The sequence below is a fragment of the Chondromyces apiculatus DSM 436 genome, from assembly GCF_000601485.1.
Taxonomy (GTDB): Bacteria; Myxococcota_A; Polyangia; order Polyangiales; family Polyangiaceae; genus Chondromyces; species Chondromyces apiculatus.
On record NZ_ASRX01000033.1, the window covers coordinates 35,269 to 57,625 of the forward strand.

A 22,357-nucleotide genomic window follows, 5' to 3' on the forward strand; every position below is an offset into this window, starting at 1 on the left:
TCGGAGCAGGGTACAGTCTCGTGGCCCATCCGTCGGCTGGATCTGGGGGAGGGCAGAAAGATCGCGCCCGTGAGAACCCATTTTCGTACGCACCTCAGCTACCTGGCCCTCGATCGCGCAGGGGCGATGGTCCGGGATGAGCCCCAGGTCCTGGTGGTGGATAGCGGGCTCGATTGCGACACGTTCAATGTGGTGGCGGGGGCCCGGTTCGAGGGGGATGACGCGGAGGAGGCGATTGCAGGGATCGTGTCGGGCTACGGGGGACGGGCATTCTCCTGGTGGGTGGGGCCCGGGGATGGGCCGGAGGACCTGGGGAGGAGGCTTCTGCAGGCAGGGCTGGAACCCGTCGAGGCGGAGACGGCGATGCGGCTGGAGCTGGCGGCGCTGCGGGAGCCGTCGGGGTCGCCGCCGGAACTGCGGGTGGTGCGGGTGAGGACGGTGGAGGGGCTGGGGGACTTTGCGGCCGTCAATGCTGCCAACTGGTCGCCGCCGGACCCGCTGGTGATGCAGTTCTACGGGGAGACGGCGCAGGCGGCGCTCGCGGAGCGCAGTCCATTGCTGTTCTTCGTGGGCTACGTCGAGGGCGCGGCGGTGGCGGCCTGCGAGCTGTGCCTCGGGGTCGACGCGGCGGGCATCTACAACGTCTCGACGCGCGCGGCATGTCGAGGGCGGGGCTACGGGTCGGCGGTGACCCTGGAGGCGCTGCGGGAAGCGCAGCGGAGAGAGATGGCCGCGGTGGAGCTGCAGGCGTCGGCGGATGGGCTGCGCATTTACGAGCGGCTGGGGTTCCGCCCGGCAGGGCATTACCAGGAGTTCAAGCCGCGGAGCGGGGAATCAAGGGACGGATGATGCGTCGGGTGGGGAGTCGGGAGCGTCGTCGTCTCCGAGGAGGCTCTGCACGGAGAGTTCGACGGCATCGAAGGGTTCGGCGCGGACGCGCTCCTGACCCTCGGCTGTGTGCACCAGGAGGTAGCCCTCGGCGGTCCAGCGGTAGACCCAGAGGACGGCTACGTCAGGGTCGAGGATCCAGTAGTGCGGGACCTGGTTGCGGGCGTAGATACGGAGCTTTTTGAAGAGGTCGTTCTGCTTGGTGGAGGGGGAGAGGATCTCGGAGACCCAGTCGGGTCGGAGAGTGACAGGGGTCTCCCCAGGGGGGCGCGGGAGGCGCTCGCGGCGCCAGCCGGCGAGGTCGGGGCGGAGGACCTGGTGAGGCTCGAAGGCGATCTCCACCTCGGTGGCGAAGACCCATCCTCCAGGACCGCGGCCACGGGCCCGGGGACCATAGGCTGCGCCGATGTCACCGGCGAGTTCGACCTGAGCCGCGCCGTGGCGGAAGCTGGGGAGGGCTTTGCGGACCAGCTCTCCGTCGATAATTTCGTGGAAGCGGTCCTCCGCGGGAAGTGCGAGGAGGTCAGCCGTCGTGGCGCGATGAATAGAGTGGGCGGCGCTCGCCATGGGCAGAAGGGTACTGCCATGGCGAGGAGGCAGCCAGTGCCCGTCTGGCGAACCGCACGCGAGCTGGAGATTGTCAGAAGGTGCCGGAGATGCCCGCGTAGCCGCCGCCGGTGAGGGGGGTGAGGGCGAGGTCGACGGGGAGGGGGCGGCGGGCGTCGGTCTTGGCGCTCGGGCCGGAGGTCAGGAAGAGGACGGTGGCGACGCCAAGGGAGACGACGCCGACGCCGACGCCGATGTCGGCAGCGAGGAGCTTGGTGCGCACGGCGCTGACGTCGGTGTCGTTGCAGCGCGGGGCGCAGGTGTCTTCGAGGTCGCTCTTCTGGGTGATGCCGAGGATGCCGAAGGTGGCGCCGACGCCGAGGCTCGCGATGCCGATGCCGCCGAGGACCCAGACGAGGCCGGGGGTGCCGCGCGATGCGGTGGTGTCGTCGGGGAGCGCCGAAGAAGGGCCGGAGGCTGTGCTCGGCGGTGGTTCGGGGGCGAAGGAGACGCTGATGGCGCGGAGCTTTTCGCCCTCGCGGATGACGTGGCGCTGTTCGATGGGGTCTGCGCCGGGGATCTCGAAGCGGAGGAGGTGCTCGCCAGGGTCGATGGGGAGCGCCGTGCCGTCGAGGCGTTCGTGGGTGAGCTTGCCGTCGATCTGGAGGCGGACGTCAGCGGTTTCCCGGCCGTCAGGAGCCGTGACGTGGAAGACGACCGTGGGCTGGCTGTCCTCGATCTCCTGGAGCCAGCGGGTGCAGTCGCCGCGGACGACGGCAGGGCAAGCGTCGGCGGCGCAGAGGACTGCCTTGTCGCGCGCGGCCTGGAGCTTGCCGTCGCTGCGGAGGGACTGGGTCTCTTCGTAGGCAGTGGCGCACGCGCGCTTGGTCTGCGCAGCGGTGGGCTTGGCGAGGGAGGAGGGGAGGAAAGCGGTGGAGGTGAGGGCGGTGAGCGCGAGCGCGACGAGGCAGGGTCTGGGCACCGCGTGGGTCACATGCACTCCGGCTTGATGCGGCGGATGCCGCGGGAGTCGACAGTATAGGGGGGGTTGCAGGAGGGGCGTGCCGGCTTCGTGCCTGGGGTGGGCCTGGCGGTGCCCGGGGAGGGAGGTTGCGCAGGTGCAGAGGGGCCCGCGCTGGAGGCTGCAGGGGCGCTGCTGGGAGGCGCGGAAGCGGTGGCGGAGGCTGAGGGGAGCTGCGCGGAAGGGGAGGGGGATGGCGCAGGGAGAGGGTCGGGGCCCGACGGGGAGGGGGCGACGGTGGATGCGGCCGACGTGGCGGTGGAGGTGCTCGTGGGAGCGGGATGGCCGTCACGTTTCAAGGTGAGCGCCGCGGTGGCGGCGAGGCCACCGAGAGAGGCGGCGACGATCACGAGGGCGGTGACGCGGAAGGTGCCAGAGCGGGAGGGGGCACCCGGCGTCGGGCTCGGGGCGGGGTGATGCGGCGAAGAGGAGGTGGTGCCGCCGGAGACGTGGGTAGCGCTCCAGCCAGGTGGCGGCGTGAGGGCTCCGTTGCCGCTGGAGGCGCTCGCGTGAGGGTGCTGCTGGCCCGCGGAGGAAGGAGGCGCAAGGCCGGGCTGGGAAAGAGGCGTGAGGCCGGGCTGGGAAAGAGGCGTGAGGCCGGGCTGGGAAAGAGGCGTGAGGCCGGGCTGGGAAGGAGGCGCAAGGCCGGGCTGGGAAGGAGGCGTGAGGCCCGGCTGGGAAAGAGGCGTGAGGCCAGGGGACGAAGGGGGTAGGCCGGGGGAGGAGGGAGGTGAGCCGCCAGGGCGTGAGGATGCGCCAGGAGGGATCAGGGAGGCAGGGCGGGAGACGCTCTCGATCTCCTGGACCTGGCGGGCGCGCCGGGAGAGGGCGGCGCCGGCGAGCTGGTCGACCCAGGCGCCGATCTGGCGGGGGGAGGCGATGCCGACGCTGTCTTCGAGGGCGACGGCCATGTCCCAGGCGGTGGGGAAGCGGGCGTCGGGATCGAGGGCGAGGCCGCGCATGATGATGTCGTCGAGCGCCGGCGGGAGGTCAGGGACGAGCTGCGCGGGACGGGGGATCTCGCCCTGGATGACCTTCATGAGCAGGGCGCCTTCGTTGTCGCCGGTGAAGAGGCGGCGTCCGGTGAGCAGCTCCCAGAGGACGACCGAGGCGCCGTAGACGTCGGTGCGCGCGTCGACAGGGAGGGCGCGGACCTGCTCGGGGGCCATGTAGGCGAGTTTCCCTTTGATCTGGCCTTCGCGGGTGGTGTGGATGCGGCCGCGCGCCTTGGCGACGCCGAAGTCGAGGATGCGGGGGACGCCGTCGACGCCGACGAGCACGTTCTCGGGGGAGACGTCGCGGTGGACGATGTGGAGGGGCTCGCCCAGCTCGGTGACGGCGATGTGGGCCGCGTGCAGGCCGTGGAGGACGGCGGAGACGATGCTGGAGGCGATGGTGAGGGGGGCGCGCCTGTGTTGATCGCGGTGCTCGCGGTGCTCACGGTGCTCGCGGTGGGCGCGGATGAGGCGCGCGAGGCTCTCGCCCTGGATGTACTCCATGACCAGGAAGAGCTCGTGGTCGAGGGAGACGACGTCGAGGGTGGGCACGACGTTGGGGTGCTGGATGCGGGCGGCGAGGCGCGCCTCGTCGAGGAACATCGCGGTGAACTCCGGATCCTCGGCGAGCTGGGGGTGGAGGCGCTTGATGGCGACGGTGCGCGAGAAGCCGGCTTCTCCGACGAGGCGCCCGAAGTGGACCGTGGCCATGCCGCCGGAGGCGATGGGGCCGTACAGCGCGTAGCGGCCCACGATCCGTTCGGCTGAGCGCTGGCCGGACACGTGGTGACCGTACCAGATCCCCGCGCGTGTGTGCGCGGTGGCTCAGGGCTCGCGTTTGACGAGGAGCGCCGTGAGGTCGTCGATCTGCGGGGCGGCGCCGGCGAAGTCGCGGAGCATGGAAAGAAGGGCGGTGAGGATCTGGTCGACAGGGAGGGTGTGCACGCGGTCGAGGAGGGCGGCGACACGCGCGGTGCCCAGCTCTTCGCCGGCGGTGTTCTGGAACTCGTAGAAGCCGTCGGTGAGGAGGACGAGGAGGTCTCCGGGATCCATGCGGAGAGGCGGGGGGGGATCCATGTGAAGCTCGTTGAACATGCCGAGGGGCGTGGTGGTCGGCTCGTGCCACTCGGCGCGGCGGTCGGCGGCGCGGTAGTGGAGGACGGGGCCCTGGCCCGCGGCGTGGAAGCTGACCTGGTGCTGGAGAGGGTCGAGGACGCCGAGGAACGCGGTGATGAAGCGGTCGCCCGGGAGGTCCTGCACGAGCTGCTGGTTGATGTGGTTGAGGAGCAGGGGGAGGTCGGCCGAGAGGCGGAGGCCGAGCCGGAGCATGGAGCGGAGCTGGGTGATGTTGAGCGCGGGGCCGATACCGTGGCCGGTGGCGTCGGCGACGAGGAGGAGCAGGGGAGAGTTGTCGGAGCGCTCGTCGAGCTGGATGACGTCGTAGATGTCGCCACCCGTGGCGTCCGCAGGCTGGTTGTAGACCGAGAGCATGTAGCCGTGGCAGCGGGGGAGGCGGCGCACGAGGACGTTCTGCTGGATGTCGCGGGCGATGGCGAGGTCGTGCTGGAGCTTGAGCTTGATCATGCGCTCCTCGAGGAGGAGGGTGCGCTGGATGGCGACCGCTGCCTGGGCGGCGAGGAGTTCCGCGATGGTCTGGTCGTCGAGGGTGAAGCGGTTGCCGCTGGTGTTGAGCATCTGCAGGACGCCGACCAGCTCGTGGTCGATGCCGATGAGGGGGACCGCGATGAGGCAGCGGGTGCGGTAGCCGGTCTGGCGGTCGACCTCGGGGTTGAAGCGGGGATCGGCGTAGCAGTCGTTGACGACGATGGTCTTGCGGGTGCGCGCGCACTCGCCGGCGATGCCGCGGCTCGCGGGGAAGCGGATGGAGGTGCCCCCGGTGGCGACGCGGGAGTACAGCTCTTTCCGGGGGGCGTCGTAGAGAAAGACCGTGCCGCGGTCCGCGTCGAGGACCTCCCGACCGGTGTGGAGGATGAGTTCGAGGACGTCGTCGAGTTCGTGCTGCGCCGCGAGCCGCCTGGAGACCTCCAGGATGGAGAGGAGCGCGGATGCGTCGACGAGGGAGGGCATCCGGTCGCGCATGTGGGGTCGAGTGTCGTCGAGGCACCCGGCGACGGTCAAGGTAGCGGCTGCGGTGCTGCTCTGCGTCGTGCCTTGCTCCGATGTCGGATGGAGGCGCATCGGGAGATCGCTGAAGCACGAGGAGAGGCCGGCTGGTGCGTGGTGGAGCGCACGGTCGCTGGGATACACCGCACCAGACAAGCGCGCGCGAAGAGCACGGTGCAACCGGTCGATCGGTGCCCGAGGCGTGCACGACTTTCCATGCTGACGGCCCCAAGGGCGAGGCCCTGATCCTGCTTGATGAGCTGGAGAGCGGCCGGGTGTGCGGCCGCCGGGCATGCTGACTGAAGAGAGGATTCACCATGGATACGTCGGAGCGATCGGTCTCGGTCTGGAAAGAGGAGGTCACGCCCCTCGCTGCGCCTCCGCTGGAGGAGAGCACCACCGCAGACGTGTGCATCATCGGGGCTGGGATCGCGGGGCTCACCTCGGCCTACCTGCTCCAGCGCAGGGGCGTGAACGTGGTGGTGCTGGAGCGGGGCGCCATCGGGGGAGGGCAGACGGCCCAGACCACGGCGCACCTCGCGAGCGCGATGGACGATCGCTTCGAGCAGCTCATCCGGTTCTTCGGGACCTCGGGGGCGCAGCTCGCCTACGAGAGCCACGCGGCGGCGATCGACACCATCGAGGCGATCGCGCAAGGGGAAGGGATCGAGTGCGACTTCGCGCGGCTCGATGGCTACCTGTTCCTGGGGCGCGACCAGGATCCAAAGGATCTCGACAAGGAGCTGGATGCCGCGACGCAGGTGGGTTTTCCAGGGGTAGAGAAGATCGAGCGCTCGCCGCTGCAGAGCTTCGATACGGGGCCTTGCCTGCGCTTCCCGCAGCAGGCCGCGTTCCACCCGCTGCGCTACGCGCTGGGGCTCGTGGCTGCGGTGCTGCGCGACGGGGGCCGCATCTACGGGGGGACCGCCGTGAGTGACGTGGAAGGCGGGGACGTGCCCACGGTGACCACCGAGACGGGCCTGACGGTGAAGGCGAAGGCGGTGATCGTGGCGACGAACACCCCTTTCAACGACAGGTTTTCGATCCACACCAAGCAGGCTGCCTACAGGTCGTACGTGGTGGCGCTGCCGGTGCCGGAGCTGGGGGTACCTCGGGCCCTCTACTGGGACATGGAGGACCCGTACCACTACGCGCGGCTTCACCGGCTGCGTCGTGAGGACGGGGGCTACTCGGAGATGGTCATCGTGGGGGGAGAGGACCACAAGACGGGGGAGGAGGATGACGCCGAGGAGCGCTACGCGCGGCTGGAGATGTGGGCGCGGGAGCGGTTCCCCGTGTCGGGTGAGGCGATCGCCAGGTGGTCAGGTCAGGTGATGGAGCCGGTCGATGGGCTGGGCTTCATCGGCGCTGACCCCGGGCACAGCAAGAACGTGTACATCGCGACGGGAGACTCGGGGCAGGGGATGACCCACGGGACCATCGCGGGGATGCTGCTGAGCGATCTGATCGCGGGGCGCGAGAACCCCTGGGCCGACCTGTACAGCCCGCGGCGGAGGACGCTGAGGGCCGTGGGGGAGTACGCGCGGGAGAACCTCAAGGTGGCCCGGCACTACGCGGAGTGGCTGGAGCGGTCGCCGATGGCAAACGCGGACGCGATCCCGCGGTGCGGCGGCGCGGTGCTGCAGCGCGGGATTCACAAGCTCGCGGTGTACCGAGACGAAGGGGGCAAGCTGCACGAGCGGTCTGCGGTGTGCACGCACCTCGGTGGGATCGTGCACTGGAACAGCGAGGAGCGGAGCTGGGACTGCCCCTGCCACGGGGCGCGCTACGCGCCGACCGGCGAGGTGCTGCAAGGGCCTGCCGTGAAACCGCTGGAGGAGGTGCCGAGCGAGGGAGAAGGGATGGAGGTGCTGGAGACACCGGAGCTGCCGGAGCCGGCCGAGGCGCTGCACCGGAAGGCATCCTGACGCGCAGGAGGGATTTGCTACGCGGTGAACTCGCTGGGGAGGGCTGCCCAGTTCTGGGGAGCCCTCACGGCGTAGCTCAGGGCGAGCACCTCGATGAGGACCACCCGGTAGATCTCGTGCACGTCATCGACATCGACGTCGTTCGCGTTGGCTTCGAGGGCCGCGTCGAGGTGCTCCTGCACGAAGGCGAGGACGTCAGGTTGCTCCATGGCGATGACGTCGTCGGAGTCGACAGCTTCGGCAGGGTCGGAGAGGCGGATCTGCTCGTCGAGCGCGAGGGCTTCCTCGACGCTGCTCAGGCCAGTCTCGGTGACTTCCTGGAGGTCCTTGCTGAAGGTCTCGTCGAAGGCGAGCCAGATGGCGAGGGTCAGGAAGTAGCCGAGTGCGAGGGCCGTCTCGTCGAGGGGGCGTGAGAGGACGGTGGAGATGCGCTCGGCGAGGGCTGGCTGGGTGCGCTCGAAGCGGGTGAACGCATCGTCGAGCTTCTGGCGAGAGTCGTCGTCATCCTCCGCGAGCTGCTCCTCGATCTGCTCCAGGACCCGGCCTGGAACCAGGGCGTAGGAGGGGACAGGGCGGATGGCAGCACGACGGACCCACACCCCGCCCACGCTAGCACACGGCCACGGGAGGCGAGCCATCTCTGTAGATCGCAGGGCTCAGGGAGCGATGCGTCGAACACTCGACGCTGGGATCCACCCCTCGCTCGCTCCCCAGCGGACCTCGACGAGGCTGCCGCTGTGACGGCCGACCTCGACGGAGGCTCCTTCAGGGATGGGATCGCGGCCGAGCGTCTTCCCAGTCTCGTCGGCGAGATAGGCCTCCTGCGCGACGATGACGCCGGGGCGCGTGGTGAGGCGGAGGTGACGCGCGAAGAGCGCGAGGGGAATGAACACGAGGAGCGCGACCAGGGCTGCAGGAGCGAGCACGCTGCCCGCCACGTGCGCAGGGCCCGCGGGGCGCTTGCGCAGGCGGATGCCCACGGCGAGGAGGACCGAAGAGAGGAGGGCGGCGAGGCCCCAGGTCTGCTCGGTGGCGAGGCCGACGATGACGCGGTCGAGGGTGGGCCTGACCTCGACGGCATCCTTGGCGCGACGTGAGCGGCGGCGGGTGATCTCGGCGCGCACCATGTCGAGGGCGCGCTCGGTCTCGACGTCGTCAGGGCGGAGGAGGAGCGCTTCCTCGAAGGCCGCGGCAGCGCGACCGAGGTCGCCAGGGCGATCGGCCTTGGCGCGGGCGCGGAGGGCATAGGCGAGGCCGCGGTCGTAGCTGGCGTCGGGGTGGACGAAGCCGCGGTCGGCGAGCGCTTCGAAGACGTCGATGGCCGCTGCGTAGTCGCCCCGGGTGAGGGCGGCGGCGCCGTCGCGGAACATGTCCTCCGGCGCTGAAGGGGCATCCGCCTGGGCGTGTGCTGCGGCGGGGGCGAGCAGGGCGAGGAGGAGCGCAGCGCGCGCGAGCAGGGGGCGGCCTGGGGTCGTCAGGGGCGCTTCCATCGCGCGAGCTCCGTGGTGGCGGTGCGCGCTCGCTCGACCAGCTCGGCCGCGGCTGCGGCGGTGGCGCTCGGGTCGAAGCGAATGGCGTCGCAGTCGGCGAGCACGTCGCGCGCGCGGGTGGCGGTGCCGCGATCGATGCCCTCGTTCATGAGCGCGTCGACGAGGGCGTCGATGAGGATGCCCCGGGAGAGCAAGCCGGTCGCTGCCTCGATGGCGCGGTGGATGGCGCGCTCGGAAGCTGCCGCTGTCTCCTTGGCGTCGCCTCGGGTGGCGGCTTCTCCGGCCTCGCGGAGGGCGTCTGCGGCGAGCTTGGCCGGGGGATCGCCAGCGGCGCGGCGCTCGCGGACGCGACGGGTGATGCGCTCGCCAAGGCCCAGCAGTCCAGCGAAGAAGGGGGGCGCCGCGAGGAGGCTCCACAGGGTGGGGCCTTCGAGCCGGGGAGGTGGCACCGGCGTCCACGCGGTGAGCGAGGCGCGAGGGGTCGGGAGGGAGGCGAAGGGATCGCGGCGGTCCAGGGTGTCCGGGGTGGCCGAGGGGGTGCCCGAAGCGGCGGGCGCTGCTGTGGGGGTCACCGGAGTCACGTCGATGACGCCAAGCTGGGCGCGCTCGACGACGTAGCGGCGCTGCTCGGGATCCCAGTAGGGAAACTCGAGGGTGCCGAGATCGACCTTGCCGCTCTCCTCGATGCGGACCACGTAGCCGAAGGAGCGGTAGCCGGCGATGACGCCGCTGCGCGGCTCGAGGGTCTCGCGCTTCTCGGGGTCGAGCCACTCGATGCCGGTGCGCGCCGGGACGCGCAGGGTCTGCGGGAAGTTGCCGGAGCCGGTGACCTTGAGGGTGACGGCGACGGAGCCGCCCTGGGAGATCTGGCGGGGTTGCACCGCGGCGCTCAGGCTGAAGCGGCCCACGTCGCCGAGGCGGTAGCCCGGCGGGCGTCCGTCGGTGGGGGGCTCGGTGACCTCGATGGCGATGTCGTTCGATTCGCGCAAGACGCGGCTGCCGATGCGGCGTCCCGTGATGCGCGCGGTCATCGAGCCAAGGTTCAAGGTGCCGGCCTTGAGGGGAAAGAGCGCGACCTTGTCGAGCAGGCGCACCTCGTAGCGGCGCCCGCCGGCGCGCGCGTGGGTGGGGGAGTCCGTGCCAGGGTTCTTGAGCAGGGGCACGCGCATGAAGTCGGGCATGGGCGCTTCATGCCGCTCGGTCAGCTCCAGGCTCTCGCGGTAGTAGAGGTGGAAGGAGAGGGTGCTCTGCTCGCCCACGACGACGCGCGTCTTGTCCGTGGAGGCGCGCAAGAAGACGGTGGGATCAGGCGCCGTGGGGAGGGCGAGCTCGGTTGAACCCGGGTCGTCCTCGGCCTGCTCGGTGTCGCCGAAGGGGTTGGCGTCGAAGGGGTCGGGGCCACCGAAGGGCCAGGGGAACTGTCGGGGAGGGCCCCCGGGGAGGAGCGAGGGAAAGCCGGGGCGCTGGGTCTGCCTTCGGCCCGTGGAGGGGACGACGCGGACGGTGATCGGGCTGGCTGTGACCCGACGCCCTTCCCAGCTCACGGAGGGGGCCGGGATGGTGAAGTTGCCCTGCTTGCTGGCGGAGAGCTGCCAGGTGGCGCCGAAGGTGCGCTTGACCAGCGCGCCGCCGGAGCGAAAGTGAGCGGTGGTGCCGGTGGAGACGCTGGGGCCGCCGACGATCTCCATGCCGGCGGGGGCGCGGAGCTGGGGTGAGCTGGGGAGCTGGGTCGACTGATCGACGGTGGTGCGGACCTCGACCGAGAAGATCTCCCCGACCTCCACTTCCTGCGCGCTGGCCCGGGAGGTGAGGTCGAGCTGGGCGAGCGCGTCGCGGGGGAGGAGTACGCCGAGGAGGGCGAGCAGGAGGACGGCGTGGCGGCGCAGGGGAGATCCGTGGTCCTGGGAGCGCATGGTCACTTGTCCTCCATGACGGCGCGGCCTCGCCGGACTCCCCGGTTCTTCGCCTCTTCTTCCTGGTAGGTGGGCGCCTCTTCGAGCTGGTCGAGGACGCGCTCGTCCTGGCGCGCTTCCTGGGCGGACTGCGGAGGTGGCTGCTGAGGGGGCGGCTGTCCTCCTGCGTCCTGGGAGCCGCCATCGTCACCGCCAGCGTCAGGCTGCTGATCTTGCGGGCCGCCGTCGTCGCCCGCGTCCTCGCCGCCGCCGTCGTTTCCGCCGTCGTCGCCGCCGTCGTCGCCCGCGTCGTTTCCGCCGTCGTCGCCGCCATCGTCGCCGCCGCCGTCATCGCCGCCATCCTCACCGCCGTCCGGGGGCGGCGGGGGGGAGTCGGGGGGGGCGTCCGGCGCGGCGTCGCGCTCCTGATCCTCGATGCGCCGCAGGGCGATCGCGCGGTTCCACGCCGTGTCACGGCCGATGCCGTCGCCGCCAGCCTCTTCGAGGATGCCGGGGATGATGGCGAGGGCCTGGTCGTAGAACGCGACGGCCTCCTTGTAGCGACGCCTCATGAACTCGAGGTTCCCCGCGAGGTAGCGGGCGCGGGCGCGGAGATCGGCGGGCACGGTGGGATCGGCGGCGATGGCCTGCACCAGGATGAGGGCGCACTCGATCTCGACGGCGCGCTGTGCAGCCTGAGGATCGTCCTCCTCGGCGCCAGCGTCGCCGAGTTCCTCTTCGCCGAAGCGGCGGCCGTAGCGTTCGGCCATGTAGAACAGCGTCAGTCCGAGATCGAAGGAGCCGTTCGGCTTCTGGCGCACGGCGTCCGGCAAGCCGATGCCCGCGTCGCTGCACTGACCCGTGCCCAGGTAGCGGGTGAGCACCTCCTCGGCTGGCTCGATGCGGCCTGCGTCGAGGTGCTCGATGGCCTCATTCACGGCCGGAGAGTTGCGCTCGAACGGGGACGAAGGGTCCCAGCCGCTGCAGCCCACGGTCGCCGAGAACGCTGCGCCGGCGAGGCAGGCGACGGCGAACCCTGCGATCAAGACGCGCCGGACGAGATCACGCGACGGCACGGTCGACCTCCGCAGGTTTGTCGTCGGTTCCGCGTGCGCCGAGGAAGGCGTCCCGCCTGCGTCGGGCAGGAGGTGGCCTGCGCGGGGTGAAGCGGCGTCGCGGCCCGTCGGTCACGAAGACCTCGGCGATGAGGAGGGCGATGGCGAGGCCCAGAGGATAGAAGTAGACGTCTGCGTAGACGGTCTCCACCCGCTCTGCGTACTCGTTCGTCATCTGCCTCCGCAGCTCGGCGGCGATGTCTTCGATGCCCGTCGAGCCCTTCTCGGCGCGGACCAGCTTGCCCCCGGGGGTCGCCTGCGCGATCGAGGCGAGCTGGGCTTCCCCTTCGACGGTGAGGGCGGTGGTGAGGGGCTCGCCGCGCCGGTCCTTGCGCCAGCCGACGATCCGGCCATCCTCGCTGATCTCGGGGATGGGCTCCGGGGTGCGCCCGCCGATCTGCACGACGTGGATGGTGGTGCCCTCCGCGCCTGCAGACTGCGCCACGGCCGCCGGGGCGCCTTCGAGGTCCTCGCCGTCGGTGATGAGCAGGATGATGCGTTTGTGGTCCTTGGATTTGGGGTCGTTCTTGAGGAGATCGCGCGCCGCCTCCAGGGCACGCGCGATGGCGGTGCCGCCCACGGGCATGTCGTTGGGATCGAGCTGACGCAGGAACTGGGCGATCGCCGCGCCGTCGGCGGTGAGCGGGAAGCTCATGGGCTCGCCGGCGAAGGCGACGGCCGCGAAGCGGGCGCCTTCGAGGTCCTTGATGAGCCGCGCCACCTCGACCTTGGCCCGGAAGATGCGCGACGGCTCGACGTCGCGCGCGTACATGCTCTTCGAGTAGTCGAGCACGACGACCACGTCGACGTTGGTGGCGGGCACGAGGCGCGTCCCCTTGCCGTACTGCGGGCGGGCGGCTGCCACGAAGGCGAGGGCCGTGGCGAGGACGAGCAGCACCCCTTTCCAGGCGCGGCGCTTGGCGGGGTCGCTGGTGACGAGCGCACGCACCCGATCCGGATCGCCGAACCGCTTGACGGAGCGCGCGGCGCCGAAGCCGCCGAGGACGAGCAAAACCCCCACGAGGGCTGCGAGCGCGGTGCCGAAGAGCCAGTAGGGCGTCGCGAAGATCACGGGAACCTCCGGAGCAGCCAGGCGCGCAAGAGGGCGTCGAGGCCGACGAGCACCGCTCCCGGGAGCAGGAGGAGCGGGAAGAGGTCCTCGAAGGAGGCGATGGAGGCTTCGAAGCGCGTCTTCTCCAGCGTGTCGAGGACGTCGTGCATGCTGTCGCTGAGGGCCTTGGCGTCTGTCGCCACATAGGCTTCTCCGCCGGTCTTCTGGGCGATCTTCCGGAGCAGCTCGGGGTTCACCGGGAAGCGCTGGCGCGCGTAGCGGGGCTGGCCGAACAGGTCCACGCCATCCTCGACGTCGACCTCGTCGGCGGTGCCGATCTGGATGGTGTGCACCTTGGCGCCCAGGCCTGCCGCGAGGTCGGCCGCGTACTCGGGCGAGATGGATCCCGCGTTGGAGTCACCGTCGGTGATGAGGATGATGACCTTGGAGATGGCGTCGCTGCGCCGGAGGCGAGCCGCCGCCGTGCCCAGGGCGTCGCCGATGGCCGTGCCGCTGCCGTCGATGACGCTGAGCGACATCTTGGAGACGAGCTGGGACAGGAGCGGATAGTCCATGGTCGGCGGCGAGAGCACGTAGGCCGCTTTGCCGAAGACGATGACGCCGATGCGGTCGGTCCTGCGGCGGCCGATGAAGTCCTGGAGGACGAGCTTGGCGACGTCGAGCCGGGTGAGGCGCTTGTTCTTGGGGATCCGCGGCGCGCCGGGCAGGTCGCTCTGCTTGGCGTCGAGCACGGCGCGCATCGAGCCGGAGAGGTCGAGCGCCACGACGATGTCGATGCCCTTGTCGTCCGCTTGCTGGTCGCGGAGCACGCTGACCGGTCTGCCCATGGCCAGCACCAGCATGGCGACGGCGATGGCGCGGATCGCGCCGGGCAGGTCGCGGAGATGGCTGCGGATGCCGCGGGGACCGGTGAGCAGCGGGGAGACGGTGCCGAGGCGCAGGCGGGGCTTGCGGGCGTCCTGCGCGAAGATGCCCCAGTACCAGACGACGGGCACGACGAGGAGGCCGAGGAGCAGCCAGGGCTGCTGCCAGGTGGCGCCAATCCAGGCCTCGCGTCGGGCAAGCCAGGGGTAGACCAGCGCCGCTCCCGCGATGAGCAAGGTCGCGAGCACGGCCAGGATCACGCGCTTCGCGGTGCTCACGGGGACACCTCGTCAGGAGGGGAAGGGGGCGAAGGGCGCGAAGCGTCGCTACCGGAGGTGTGGATCGTGCTGGTCGGCGCGGGGCCCTGCTGGGGGACGGTGCGCCGCACGATCTGCTCGCCGCGCTCCAGGGCCTCACGGCAGTCCTGCTCCGTGGGCTGCACCCGGGCGAACTTCACGAGATCGCAGTCGGAGAGGAAGTCGCCGATCTCGGGCAGCACCAGCACGGGTGGGCGTACCCGGCGCAGGAGGGAGCGCATCTCGTCGCTGGTGGTCTCCAGGCCATCGAAGCCGTAGCGGGCGCCGAGGTAGCGCCTCACGCAGTCGCTCACGCGGTCGAAGAACTCGTCGGTGCGACCTTCCGCGAGGAGGCTGGAGCGGCGGAGTGCCGAGAGCTCCTCCATGGCGGCGATCCAGGGGAGCTTGGGCGGAGGGGCGTGCACCACCCTGGGCCGCTTCATCCAGCGGCGGATGAGCCAGGCGAGGATGAGCGCGAGGACGGCGCCGACGAGGGCGGCGATGGTGGCCTGCCGGGCCAGCGCCCAGTCTTCCCGCTGGGGGCGCGGCTCCGGGCTGGGGCGCACCTTGGGGTCGACCTCGTTGGCGATGGGGTCCTCGACGATGATGCTGTGCAGCCGGGTGCATACCGTCACGACCTCACCACTCGCGCGCGCCACGGCGACAGGGACGGGCGGGAGCTGCATGAGGTTGCGGCCCGGCTTCGGGGGGAGCGCCACGAAGGGGACCGTCACCACGGTGGTGACGCGCTCGCCCGTGGCGGCGGGGTCGGGGCGCGCGATGGTGGGCGCGGTGTCGGCGGTGGCCTCGGGGAAAAGGAAGCCGGCCTCGGTGAGGGCGCGGGCGGCGTCGCTGTCGCGCTGGAGCTTGAAGCCCTCGGGGAGCACCGTCTCACCCTTGCCGTGGGTGACGGTGATGGTGAGGGCGGCTGCGTAGCCGCTGAAGCCGCCAGCGGGGAAGGTCTCCTGGATGTCCGGCCGGGTGGCGCCGGGAGGTACGTGCTCGGTGCACGAGACCCAGGTGCGCTGGGCGCCGGCTCCTGGCGCGGCGCTGGCTCCTGGCGCGGCGCTGGCTCCTGCTGCAGGAGCCGACGCTGGCGCGGTGGTCGGTGCCACCACGGGAGGCGGCGGGGGCTCGTCGTCCTGAGGGGGGGCGAGCTGTGTGGCGCCGCCGTCCGGGGGGTCAGGCTGGGCGAGGGCTGGTGCGGCTGCCACGAGCGAGGCCGTGGCGACGAGACACGCAGCGCGGGAGAGCCAGCGCAGCACGCTCACCTCCGGATCCTCCGCGCGCGACGGGCGAACAGGTCTCGTATGGGGTTCACGTAGCTCTCGCCCACCTTCACGATCACCGCGTCGAGCGCCAGCTTCTTGAAGAGGCGGTCACGGTCGGTGCGCAGCTTGCGCATGGCCTTCTTGTAGTGGTCGCGCACCGCGGGGTCGCTGGTGTCGACGACGATTTCCTCGCCGGTCTCCAGGTCCTCGAAGGCGGCGAGGCCCACGTCGGGCAGCTCCTCGTCGCGAGGGTCGACGATCATCACGGGGATGACATCGTGCTTCGCGGCGGCGAGGGCGAGCGCCCGCTCGAAGCCGGTGGCGAAGAAGTCGCTGACCACGAAGGCCACGCTGCGGCGCTTGGCGACCTTCACCAGGGTCTCCAGGGCGAGCTTGAGGTTCGTGCCGGTGTACTCGGGGTCGTGCCCGAGGATCTCGCGCACCACGCGGAGGACGTGCTTGTCGCCCTTGAGGGGTGGGACCAGCCGCTCGATGGCCTCGGTGGCGAGGACGAGGCCCACGCGGTCGTTGTTCTTGATGGCGCTGAAGGCGCAGAGCGCGCAGATCTCGGCGGCGATCTGGGCCTTCGAGGAGCGCCGCGTCCCGAACTGCTCGCTCTGGGAGGCGTCGACGACGAGCATCACCGTCATCTCGCGCTCCTCGACGAAGACCTTCACGAAGGCCTCGTTCATGCGGGCGGAGACGTTCCAGTCGATCCAGCGCGGGTCGTCTCCAGGGGCGTAGGCGCGCACCTCGCGGAACGACAGGCCCTGCCCCTTGAAGACGGAGTGGTACGAGCCCGAGAGTTCCTGGGTGGCGAGCCTCTGCGTGCGGATCTCGATCCGCCGGAGCTGCTTCAGAAGCTCGGCCGGGAGCGGCTTCGTCGGGCGCTTCTCGACGGCTGCCTCTGCCGCCGTCCCCGGCGCCTTCTTCTCGGTACTCCCCGCAGACTTGTCCGCTCTGCGCGCGTCGGCGGGGCGGGTCACGGCACCTCGACCACCTCGAAGACGCGCCGCACGATCTGCTCGGCGGTGACCTCCTCGGCCTCCGCTTCGTAGGTGAGCACCATGCGGTGCCTCAACACGTCGGGGCCGATGGCCTTGACGTCCTCGGGGGTGACGTAGCCGCGGTGGCGGAGGAAGGCGTGCGCCCTGGCGGCGAGGGCGAGGGCGATGGAGGCGCGGGGGCTCGCGCCGTACTCGATGAGGCTGCTCAGGTCGCGCATGCCCTTCTGGGCGGGCTCCCGGGTCGCGAAGACCACATCGACGATGTAATCCTTCACCCGGTCATCCATGTACACGTCGCGCACGACGCTTGCGGCCCGGGCGAGTTCCTCGGGGGTGGTCACCTTGCTGGCCTTCACCTCGATGGGCGCGGTGGTGCGGTCGATGATCTGCCGCTCCTCGGCGCGGGCGGGGTAGCCGACCTTCACCATGATCATGAAGCGGTCCACCTGGGCCTCGGGGAGGCGGTAGGTGCCCTCCTGCTCGATGGGGTTCTGGGTGGCCATGACCACGAAGGGCCGGGGGAGGGGATAAGTGGTGTCCCCGATGGTCACCTGCCGCTCCTGCATGGCCTCGAGGAGCGCGCTCTGTACCTTGGCGGGCGCGCGGTTGATCTCGTCGGCGAGGACGAGGTTTGCGAAGATCGGGCCGAGCTTGGAGGTGAAGTCGCCCTTCTGGTGGTTGTAGATGACGGTACCGATGAGGTCCGCCGGCAACAGGTCAGGGGTGAACTGGATGCGGGAGAACTTGGCCTCGATGGCGTCGCACAGGGTCCTGACCGTGAGGGTCTTGGCGAGACCGGGGACGCCTTCGAGGAGCACGTGGCCGCCGGTGAGCAGCCCGATGAGGATCCGCTCGATCATGTAGGTCTGACCGACGATGACCTTGCCGACCTCGGTGACGAGGTTGTCGACGAAGGCGCTCTCCTTGGCCACCAGCTCGTTCAGGGCACGGACGTCATGCATGGAGGGCTCTGCTTACAGGCTTGATGCCCTCGGGACAACCGGAGCCGCGCGATTATTCCTGGGGAGGGGAGGGTGGGCCCGAAGGCCACCCGAGCCCGGGCCAGGGACCGGGAGGGGCCCGGTCCGGCTGGATCATTCCTTGTCGAGCTTGCCCACGATGTTGAGGTTGAACATCGCGCCCATGTACTTGAGGTGGGGCCGCACCTCGAGGTCGACCTTGTACCAGCCGGCGTTGCCCGCCACGTCGCTGACCTTGACGCGGGCCCGGCGCAGCGGTCGCCGGGAGCGGACCGCGGGCGTCACCACGTCCATGTCGGAGACGTACTGGTTGAGCCACGTGTTGATCTCCTGCTCGAGATCCTGGCGCTCCTTCCAGTTTCCAATCTGCTCGCGCTGCATGACCTTGATGTAGTGCGCGAGCCGGCTGATGAGGAACATGTACGGGAGCTGCGTTCCGAGGCGGTAGTTCATCTCCGCGGTGCGCCCCTCCTCACTGAGGCCGAAGTACTTGGGCTTCTGGACCGAGTTGGCCGAGAAGAAGCATGCGTTCGTGGTGTCCTTGCGGAACGCAAGGCCGATGAAGCCCTCTTCTGCCAGCTCGTACTCGCGACGCTCCGTGAGCAGCACCTCGACCGGGATCTTGGTCTGGATGGCGCCCATGGCCTCGTACTGGTGGAGGACGAGGCCGTCCACGGTGCCGCCGGAGTTGGGTCCGACGATGTTGAGGCACCAGCGGTTCCTGGCGAAGCTCTCCGCAAGGCGGGTCGCGAAGGCGTACGTCGGGGTTCCCCACAGAAAAGCCTCGTGCTGCCCGACGACGTCTTCTTCGTAGGCGAACGCCCGCACGGGCACGGTGCTGGGGCCGTACGGGAGGCGGAGGAGGAACCGGGGCAGGAGCAGGCCGACGTAGCGGGCGTCCTCGGTCTCGCGGAAGGCGTTGTACTTGATGTACTGAGGGCCCTCGAACATGGCCTTGATCTCCCCGAGGTGCGGGAGGTTCAGGTAGTTCTTCTGCCCGAAGAACTGGGGGCCTGCCGCGGCGAAGAAGGGTGCGTGCGACATCGCCGCGACCGAGGCCGTCTTCTGGAGGAGGGCAATGTCCTGGGGGCTCGGGCCGAAGTCGTAGGTGGAGATGATCGCCCCGAAGGGCTTGCCGCCGAACACGCCGAACTCGGCCGAGTACACCGTCTTGTAAAGGCCGCTCTTCACCACCTCGGGGCTGTCCTCGAAGTCTGCAAGGAGGTCTTCCTTGGAGCAGTTGAGGATCTCGACGCGGATGTTCTCGCGGAACTCGATGCGGTCGATGACGAACTTCAGGCCCCTCCAGGCCGCCTCCAGGCGCTGGAAAGCAGGGTGGTGCAAGATCGCGTCGATCTGTCGAGAGAGGCCCGCGTCGATCTCGGCGATGATCTGGTCGACGAGGGAGTTGTCGATCTTCTCGTCGGCGCTGCGGCGCCGGACCACGTCACCGACCACGGCTCGAACACCGCGCCCGATGGCGTCGTAGTCCTCGTGACTGGGCTGCATCCGCGAGCTCGCCAGGATCTCCTCCAGCATCGTCCTGGCGATCTCGGGCGTGACCTCGATGGGCTGCGCTTCCATGGGCGCCAGCTTGCCACGACCCTCCCCGGAGGTGAACGCCTCGGGGGGAGTTCAGACCCTGGGTTCCAGGGGGCTGCGCCACGCCTCTGCGCCCGTGCGGTCCCCTCCTGTCAGTCCGCCAGGTGTGGGCCACGATGCTGGAGGTCTCGCCCCGCGGTCCCGTCCGGTTACGAGCCCTACCTCCATTGTCCTACCCCGACCCGGGTTACCTCCGGTTCCACTTTCGCCACCGGGCTTCCCTCACCATCATCCTCGCTGCTAAGGAGAGGCCGAGGGGCGCTGGCCTCGGGCAGCACCTTCAGGGTCCGCGGGGCGTTCAGCCGGTCCAGAAACTCCGCGAGCCGTTCTCTTTCTCTTGTCCCGCTGGAAGTCCTCTAGCATCGTCGGGGAGCGCACTGGCATGGACCCGTGGGGCGACGATTGGAAGGACGAGCACGACGGCTTCGCGCCGGGTGACATCGTCGGCAAGTACGAGCTGCTCTTTCCTGCGGCCTCGGGCGGCATGGCCACGGTGTGGGCCGCTCGACGCAGGGAGGCGCATGGCTCCGGCGCGGAGCACATCGTGGCCGTCAAGCTGGTCTCCGACGCGCAGCACAGCGACTCGGACGCCCGCGCCATGTTCCTCGACGAGGCGCGCGCGGCGTCCCTGATCCTGCACCCCAACGTGGTGGAGATCTTCGCGTGCGGCGAGGTCCGGGAGCGGCCGTACATCGCCATGGAGTGGATCGATGGCGAGTCGCTGGCGAAGCTCGCCTCGGTCCAGAATGCCAGGAAGTCGCTGCTGCCCCTGAACTGGGTGCTGCACGTCGCCGTCGCGGCGTGTGCAGGTCTGCACGCTGCCCACGAGGTGCGTGACAACACGGGCGAGCTGCTCCACCTCATCCACCGCGACGTGACGCCTCAGAACGTCATGGTCGGCTTCGATGGAACGGTGAAGGTGGTGGACTTCGGGGTGGCGAAGTCCAGGGCTCAGACGCAGGTCAGCCGCGCTGGCGTCATCAAGGGCAAGACGGCCTATTTCTCACCGGAGCAGGTCTCGGGCGAGAACATCGACAGGCGCAGCGATCTCTTCTCCTTTGGCTGCCTGCTGTACCTGCTCGTCACCGGACACCCTCCGTTCCGCGGGCGGGGCTTCATGGAGGTGATGGCGCAGATCACCACCAGGACGCCTCAGGCGCCCATCGAGATCATGCCGGATCTCCCTCCGGAGCTCGACCGGACCATCATGAAGGCGCTGGCCCGGGATCCCAACGATCGCTACCAGACGGCGGCGGAGCTGCGGAAGGATCTGGACAAGGTACGCGCCAGCCTGGGCGAGCGCCTGTCGAAGAAGGAGATCGGCGCGCTCGTCTCGTCGCTCATGCCGGGGGTCGCCGAGGAGCGCAACGACAAGATCGTGACCGCTGCCGAGGAGCTGGACCTTCATCCCCCCCGCGAGGAGGGAGATGTGGAGAGGCCGCTGCGGCCCGAGGACGCGACCGAGGTGATGATGCGCAGCGTGGCCCTGCTGTTCGCAGGAGGGCCGGAGGGGCCGTCGTCGAACGGACCGAAGTCGGTGCGCCGCGGGGGCGACCCTGCCTCGCTGCGGAAATCGGATCCGAGCCTCTCGCGCAGATCGGACCCGGACCACCCCGACCACCCCGCCAAGGTCGACATCAGCCTCGCACGGAAGTCGGATCCAGGGGCCTCGGGGAACAACCCGAAGACGGGCAGCTCGGGCGAGCCGCTGTCGAGCCGCGAGCCGCTGTCGAGCCGCGAGCCCCGGTCGACGCGTGAGCCGAGGTCGACGCGTGAGCCGAGGTCGAACCGCGAACCCACCTCCGATCGTGGCCCGAAGTCGACGCGCAAACCTGGCGCAGTCGTCGAGGAAACCGGCGGGAAGGCGCTCGCGCGGAACGCTCCCACGCCCGTCCCTCCGCCGAAACGCGGGTGGGTCCCGTGGGTCCTGTTCGTCCTGATGCTGATCGTCGCCGTCGTCGGGGGCATCGGCGCGGCGATGCTCGCGCGCGGAAACTAGGGGTGGCTCACTCGATGATGGTGCTGCACCCGAGCAGGATCTGGATCTTGGCAGAGTCCTGCTCCTTCAGCGTGGCGCAGGTCGCTGGGCACAGCGTGATGTGCGACGGGTTGCCGGGGACGTCGTAGCGCCACCCCGCGCCGTCACAGGTCGCATCCTGGGGGAGCAACGCCGGCTCACCGCCTCCGAGGGTCAGGAGCACGTTGACGCTGGTGATGGCGACATCGCCGCTCTCCACCTCGGATGGGATCTCGTACTCGCAGGGGAGCGCTTCGCCCGTCACCTTGGTCAGGGCGTCCTGGAACTCGGCGGCCACGTTGGTGGCGCTCACCAGCACCGCCTGCCCCGTGCCCCCTGCGGCAGCCACCTGGTTGGCGAAGGTCTGGGCGGCTCCCGGCAGCCCGATCACGTAGGTGAACACGGGCGGGTTGTACTCGGCCCCCGTCGAGGCGAGATTGGCGATCACCGCTGGATCTTCCGGGTTCACCCCGCTGCACGTGCCCGGCGGTCCCTGGGGCTGTCCATCGGTCACCAGCAGCACCGCCGAGGCCTGGTCGGGGTTGTTCTGAGCCACCTCGATGCCCTTGAGCAGCGCACCCCCGAGCGCCGGGTAGATCGGTGTGTTGAAGCCATCCGGCGCTTCCGCCTCCAGAGCTTGAACGATGGCCGCTGCGCTGTCGGGCAAGGGGCCATAGGCGACGGTGGGCTCCTTGTAGGCGTTCTGGTCGCACGCAGGCACGGCATCGGCATCACGCGGGAAGAACCGCAGCGCCACGCGGGTGCCGGCGAACCGAGCGTCGTTCAGGAACGCCGTGAGCCCCACCTTGGCGCTCGCCCACTTGTCGCCGGCCATGGAGGACGACTTGTCGAGCAGGATGTAAAGGTTCAAGGGGACCGAGACGGCCTCCTCGGTGACCAGCGCGCACGCGGCGTCCGGGTCCAGGCCGGTATCGGGCGGAGGATCGAGGATGCCAGCATCAGGCTCCTGGTCTCCCGTTGTCGCGGTCGAGCCACTGACGCCGGAGTCGGGCGAGCAGGCGCCGTGGAGCGCGGCGGTGAGCAACCCCAGCGGGGCCACGAGAAGGAGGCGGAAGGGGAGGGAACGCATGGCAGACTTGCGGCGAGAGTACCGCACACAGCGGATCTCGGGGGGAGCGAGCAGAGATTCGGGGGCATCTTGCCGGCCGTTTTATGATGCCGCGTGTCATCGTCATCGCCGCACAGGTGTCCAGGGCCCTGCCCAATTCGCGCCACTGCGCTGCTAGAG

Annotated in this window: 18 protein-coding genes; 3 read left to right on the forward strand and 15 right to left on the reverse strand. The window is 70.1% G+C overall.

Translation table 11 applies throughout. The features are described 5' to 3' along the window. The first annotated feature begins 69 nt into the window (after window positions 1–69). Window positions 70–849: a GNAT family N-acetyltransferase gene (locus CAP_RS21450; RefSeq protein ID WP_052375619.1), complete on the forward strand. Its 780-nt coding sequence runs from the start codon at window positions 70–72 to the stop codon at window positions 847–849. On the opposite strand, the gene CAP_RS21455 is transcribed toward CAP_RS21450, so the two are convergent. The 4 genes from CAP_RS21455 to CAP_RS21470 form a co-directional block, all read right to left on the reverse strand. Then, window positions 835–1,455, reverse strand: coding sequence for a Uma2 family endonuclease (locus tag CAP_RS21455; protein WP_044244055.1), 621 nt, complete (start codon window positions 1,453–1,455; stop codon window positions 835–837). The genes CAP_RS21450 and CAP_RS21455 overlap by 15 nt on opposite strands. A 73-nt stretch (window positions 1,456–1,528) precedes the next feature. Further along, a complete protein-coding gene (locus CAP_RS21460; protein ID WP_156041012.1) occupies window positions 1,529–2,416 on the reverse strand; it encodes a hypothetical protein in 888 nt (295 codons plus the stop codon). A gap of 8 nt (window positions 2,417–2,424) precedes the next feature. Further along, complete coding sequence (locus tag CAP_RS21465; RefSeq protein WP_044244059.1) at window positions 2,425–4,233, reverse strand: serine/threonine-protein kinase; 1,809 nt, start codon at window positions 4,231–4,233, stop codon at window positions 2,425–2,427. A gap of 42 nt (window positions 4,234–4,275) precedes the next feature. Further along, window positions 4,276–5,550 carry a PP2C family protein-serine/threonine phosphatase gene (locus tag CAP_RS21470; RefSeq protein WP_044244159.1) on the reverse strand — a complete coding sequence of 425 codons (1,275 nt, stop codon included), beginning with the start codon at window positions 5,548–5,550 and terminating at the stop codon, window positions 4,276–4,278. A gap of 341 nt (window positions 5,551–5,891) precedes the next feature. Between CAP_RS21470 and CAP_RS21475 the strand changes: the two genes are divergently transcribed. Continuing rightward, entirely contained in the window at window positions 5,892–7,502 is a 1,611-nt protein-coding gene (locus tag CAP_RS21475; RefSeq protein WP_044244060.1) for an FAD-dependent oxidoreductase, read from the forward strand. A 17-nt stretch (window positions 7,503–7,519) separates the two neighbouring features. Here the strand turns inward: CAP_RS21475 and CAP_RS21480 are convergent, their stop codons facing one another. The 10 genes from CAP_RS21480 to tssC all read right to left on the reverse strand — a co-directional run bounded on the left by CAP_RS21480 (window position 7,520) and on the right by tssC (window position 19,073). Then, window positions 7,520–8,101, reverse strand: a complete 582-nt coding sequence (locus tag CAP_RS21480; RefSeq protein WP_044244162.1) for a hypothetical protein — start codon at window positions 8,099–8,101, stop codon at window positions 7,520–7,522. Between the two features lie 57 nt (window positions 8,102–8,158). After that, the gene (locus tag CAP_RS21485) at window positions 8,159–8,992 is read right to left on the reverse strand and encodes a hypothetical protein (protein ID WP_044244061.1); all 834 of its coding nucleotides are present in this window, start codon (window positions 8,990–8,992) and stop codon (window positions 8,159–8,161) included. Continuing rightward, window positions 8,977–10,905 (reverse strand): BatD family protein, encoded by a 1,929-nt coding sequence (locus CAP_RS21490; RefSeq protein WP_044244063.1) that lies wholly within the window; start codon window positions 10,903–10,905, stop codon window positions 8,977–8,979. Before CAP_RS21490 ends, CAP_RS21485 begins: the two co-directional genes overlap by 16 nt. 2 nt (window positions 10,906–10,907) lie before the next feature. Next, on the reverse strand, window positions 10,908–11,960 hold the full coding sequence (locus tag CAP_RS21495; protein ID WP_044244065.1) for a tetratricopeptide repeat protein: 1,053 nt from the start codon (window positions 11,958–11,960) through the stop codon (window positions 10,908–10,910). After that, the gene (locus CAP_RS21500) at window positions 11,947–13,071 is read right to left on the reverse strand and encodes a vWA domain-containing protein (RefSeq protein ID WP_044244066.1); all 1,125 of its coding nucleotides are present in this window, start codon (window positions 13,069–13,071) and stop codon (window positions 11,947–11,949) included. Before CAP_RS21500 ends, CAP_RS21495 begins: the two co-directional genes overlap by 14 nt. Next, window positions 13,068–14,213: a VWA domain-containing protein gene (locus CAP_RS21505; RefSeq protein WP_044244067.1), complete on the reverse strand. Its 1,146-nt coding sequence runs from the start codon at window positions 14,211–14,213 to the stop codon at window positions 13,068–13,070. Before CAP_RS21505 ends, CAP_RS21500 begins: the two co-directional genes overlap by 4 nt. Further along, window positions 14,210–15,502 carry a hypothetical protein gene (locus CAP_RS45205; protein ID WP_052375620.1) on the reverse strand — a complete coding sequence of 431 codons (1,293 nt, stop codon included), beginning with the start codon at window positions 15,500–15,502 and terminating at the stop codon, window positions 14,210–14,212. The genes CAP_RS21505 and CAP_RS45205 overlap by 4 nt, the downstream gene beginning before the upstream one ends. After that, window positions 15,499–16,362 (reverse strand): DUF58 domain-containing protein, encoded by an 864-nt coding sequence (locus CAP_RS21515; RefSeq protein ID WP_044244165.1) that lies wholly within the window; start codon window positions 16,360–16,362, stop codon window positions 15,499–15,501. The genes CAP_RS45205 and CAP_RS21515 overlap by 4 nt, the downstream gene beginning before the upstream one ends. Window positions 16,363–16,484: 122 nt before the next feature. After that, window positions 16,485–17,471 carry an AAA family ATPase gene (locus CAP_RS21520; RefSeq protein ID WP_044244068.1) on the reverse strand — a complete coding sequence of 329 codons (987 nt, stop codon included), beginning with the start codon at window positions 17,469–17,471 and terminating at the stop codon, window positions 16,485–16,487. 132 nt (window positions 17,472–17,603) lie between these two features. After that, a complete protein-coding gene (gene tssC, locus CAP_RS21525; RefSeq protein WP_044244069.1) occupies window positions 17,604–19,073 on the reverse strand; it encodes a type VI secretion system contractile sheath large subunit in 1,470 nt (489 codons plus the stop codon). Window positions 19,074–19,473: 400 nt separating this feature from the next. On the opposite strand from tssC, the gene CAP_RS45210 reads away from it, so the two are divergent. Further along, complete coding sequence (locus CAP_RS45210) at window positions 19,474–21,090, forward strand: serine/threonine protein kinase (RefSeq protein WP_052375621.1); 1,617 nt, start codon at window positions 19,474–19,476, stop codon at window positions 21,088–21,090. Between the two features lie 7 nt (window positions 21,091–21,097). Here CAP_RS45210 and CAP_RS21535 read toward each other — a convergent pair whose 3' ends face one another. Further along, a complete protein-coding gene (locus CAP_RS21535; RefSeq protein WP_044244076.1) occupies window positions 21,098–22,198 on the reverse strand; it encodes a vWA domain-containing protein in 1,101 nt (366 codons plus the stop codon). Window positions 22,199–22,357: the final 159 nt, after the last annotated feature.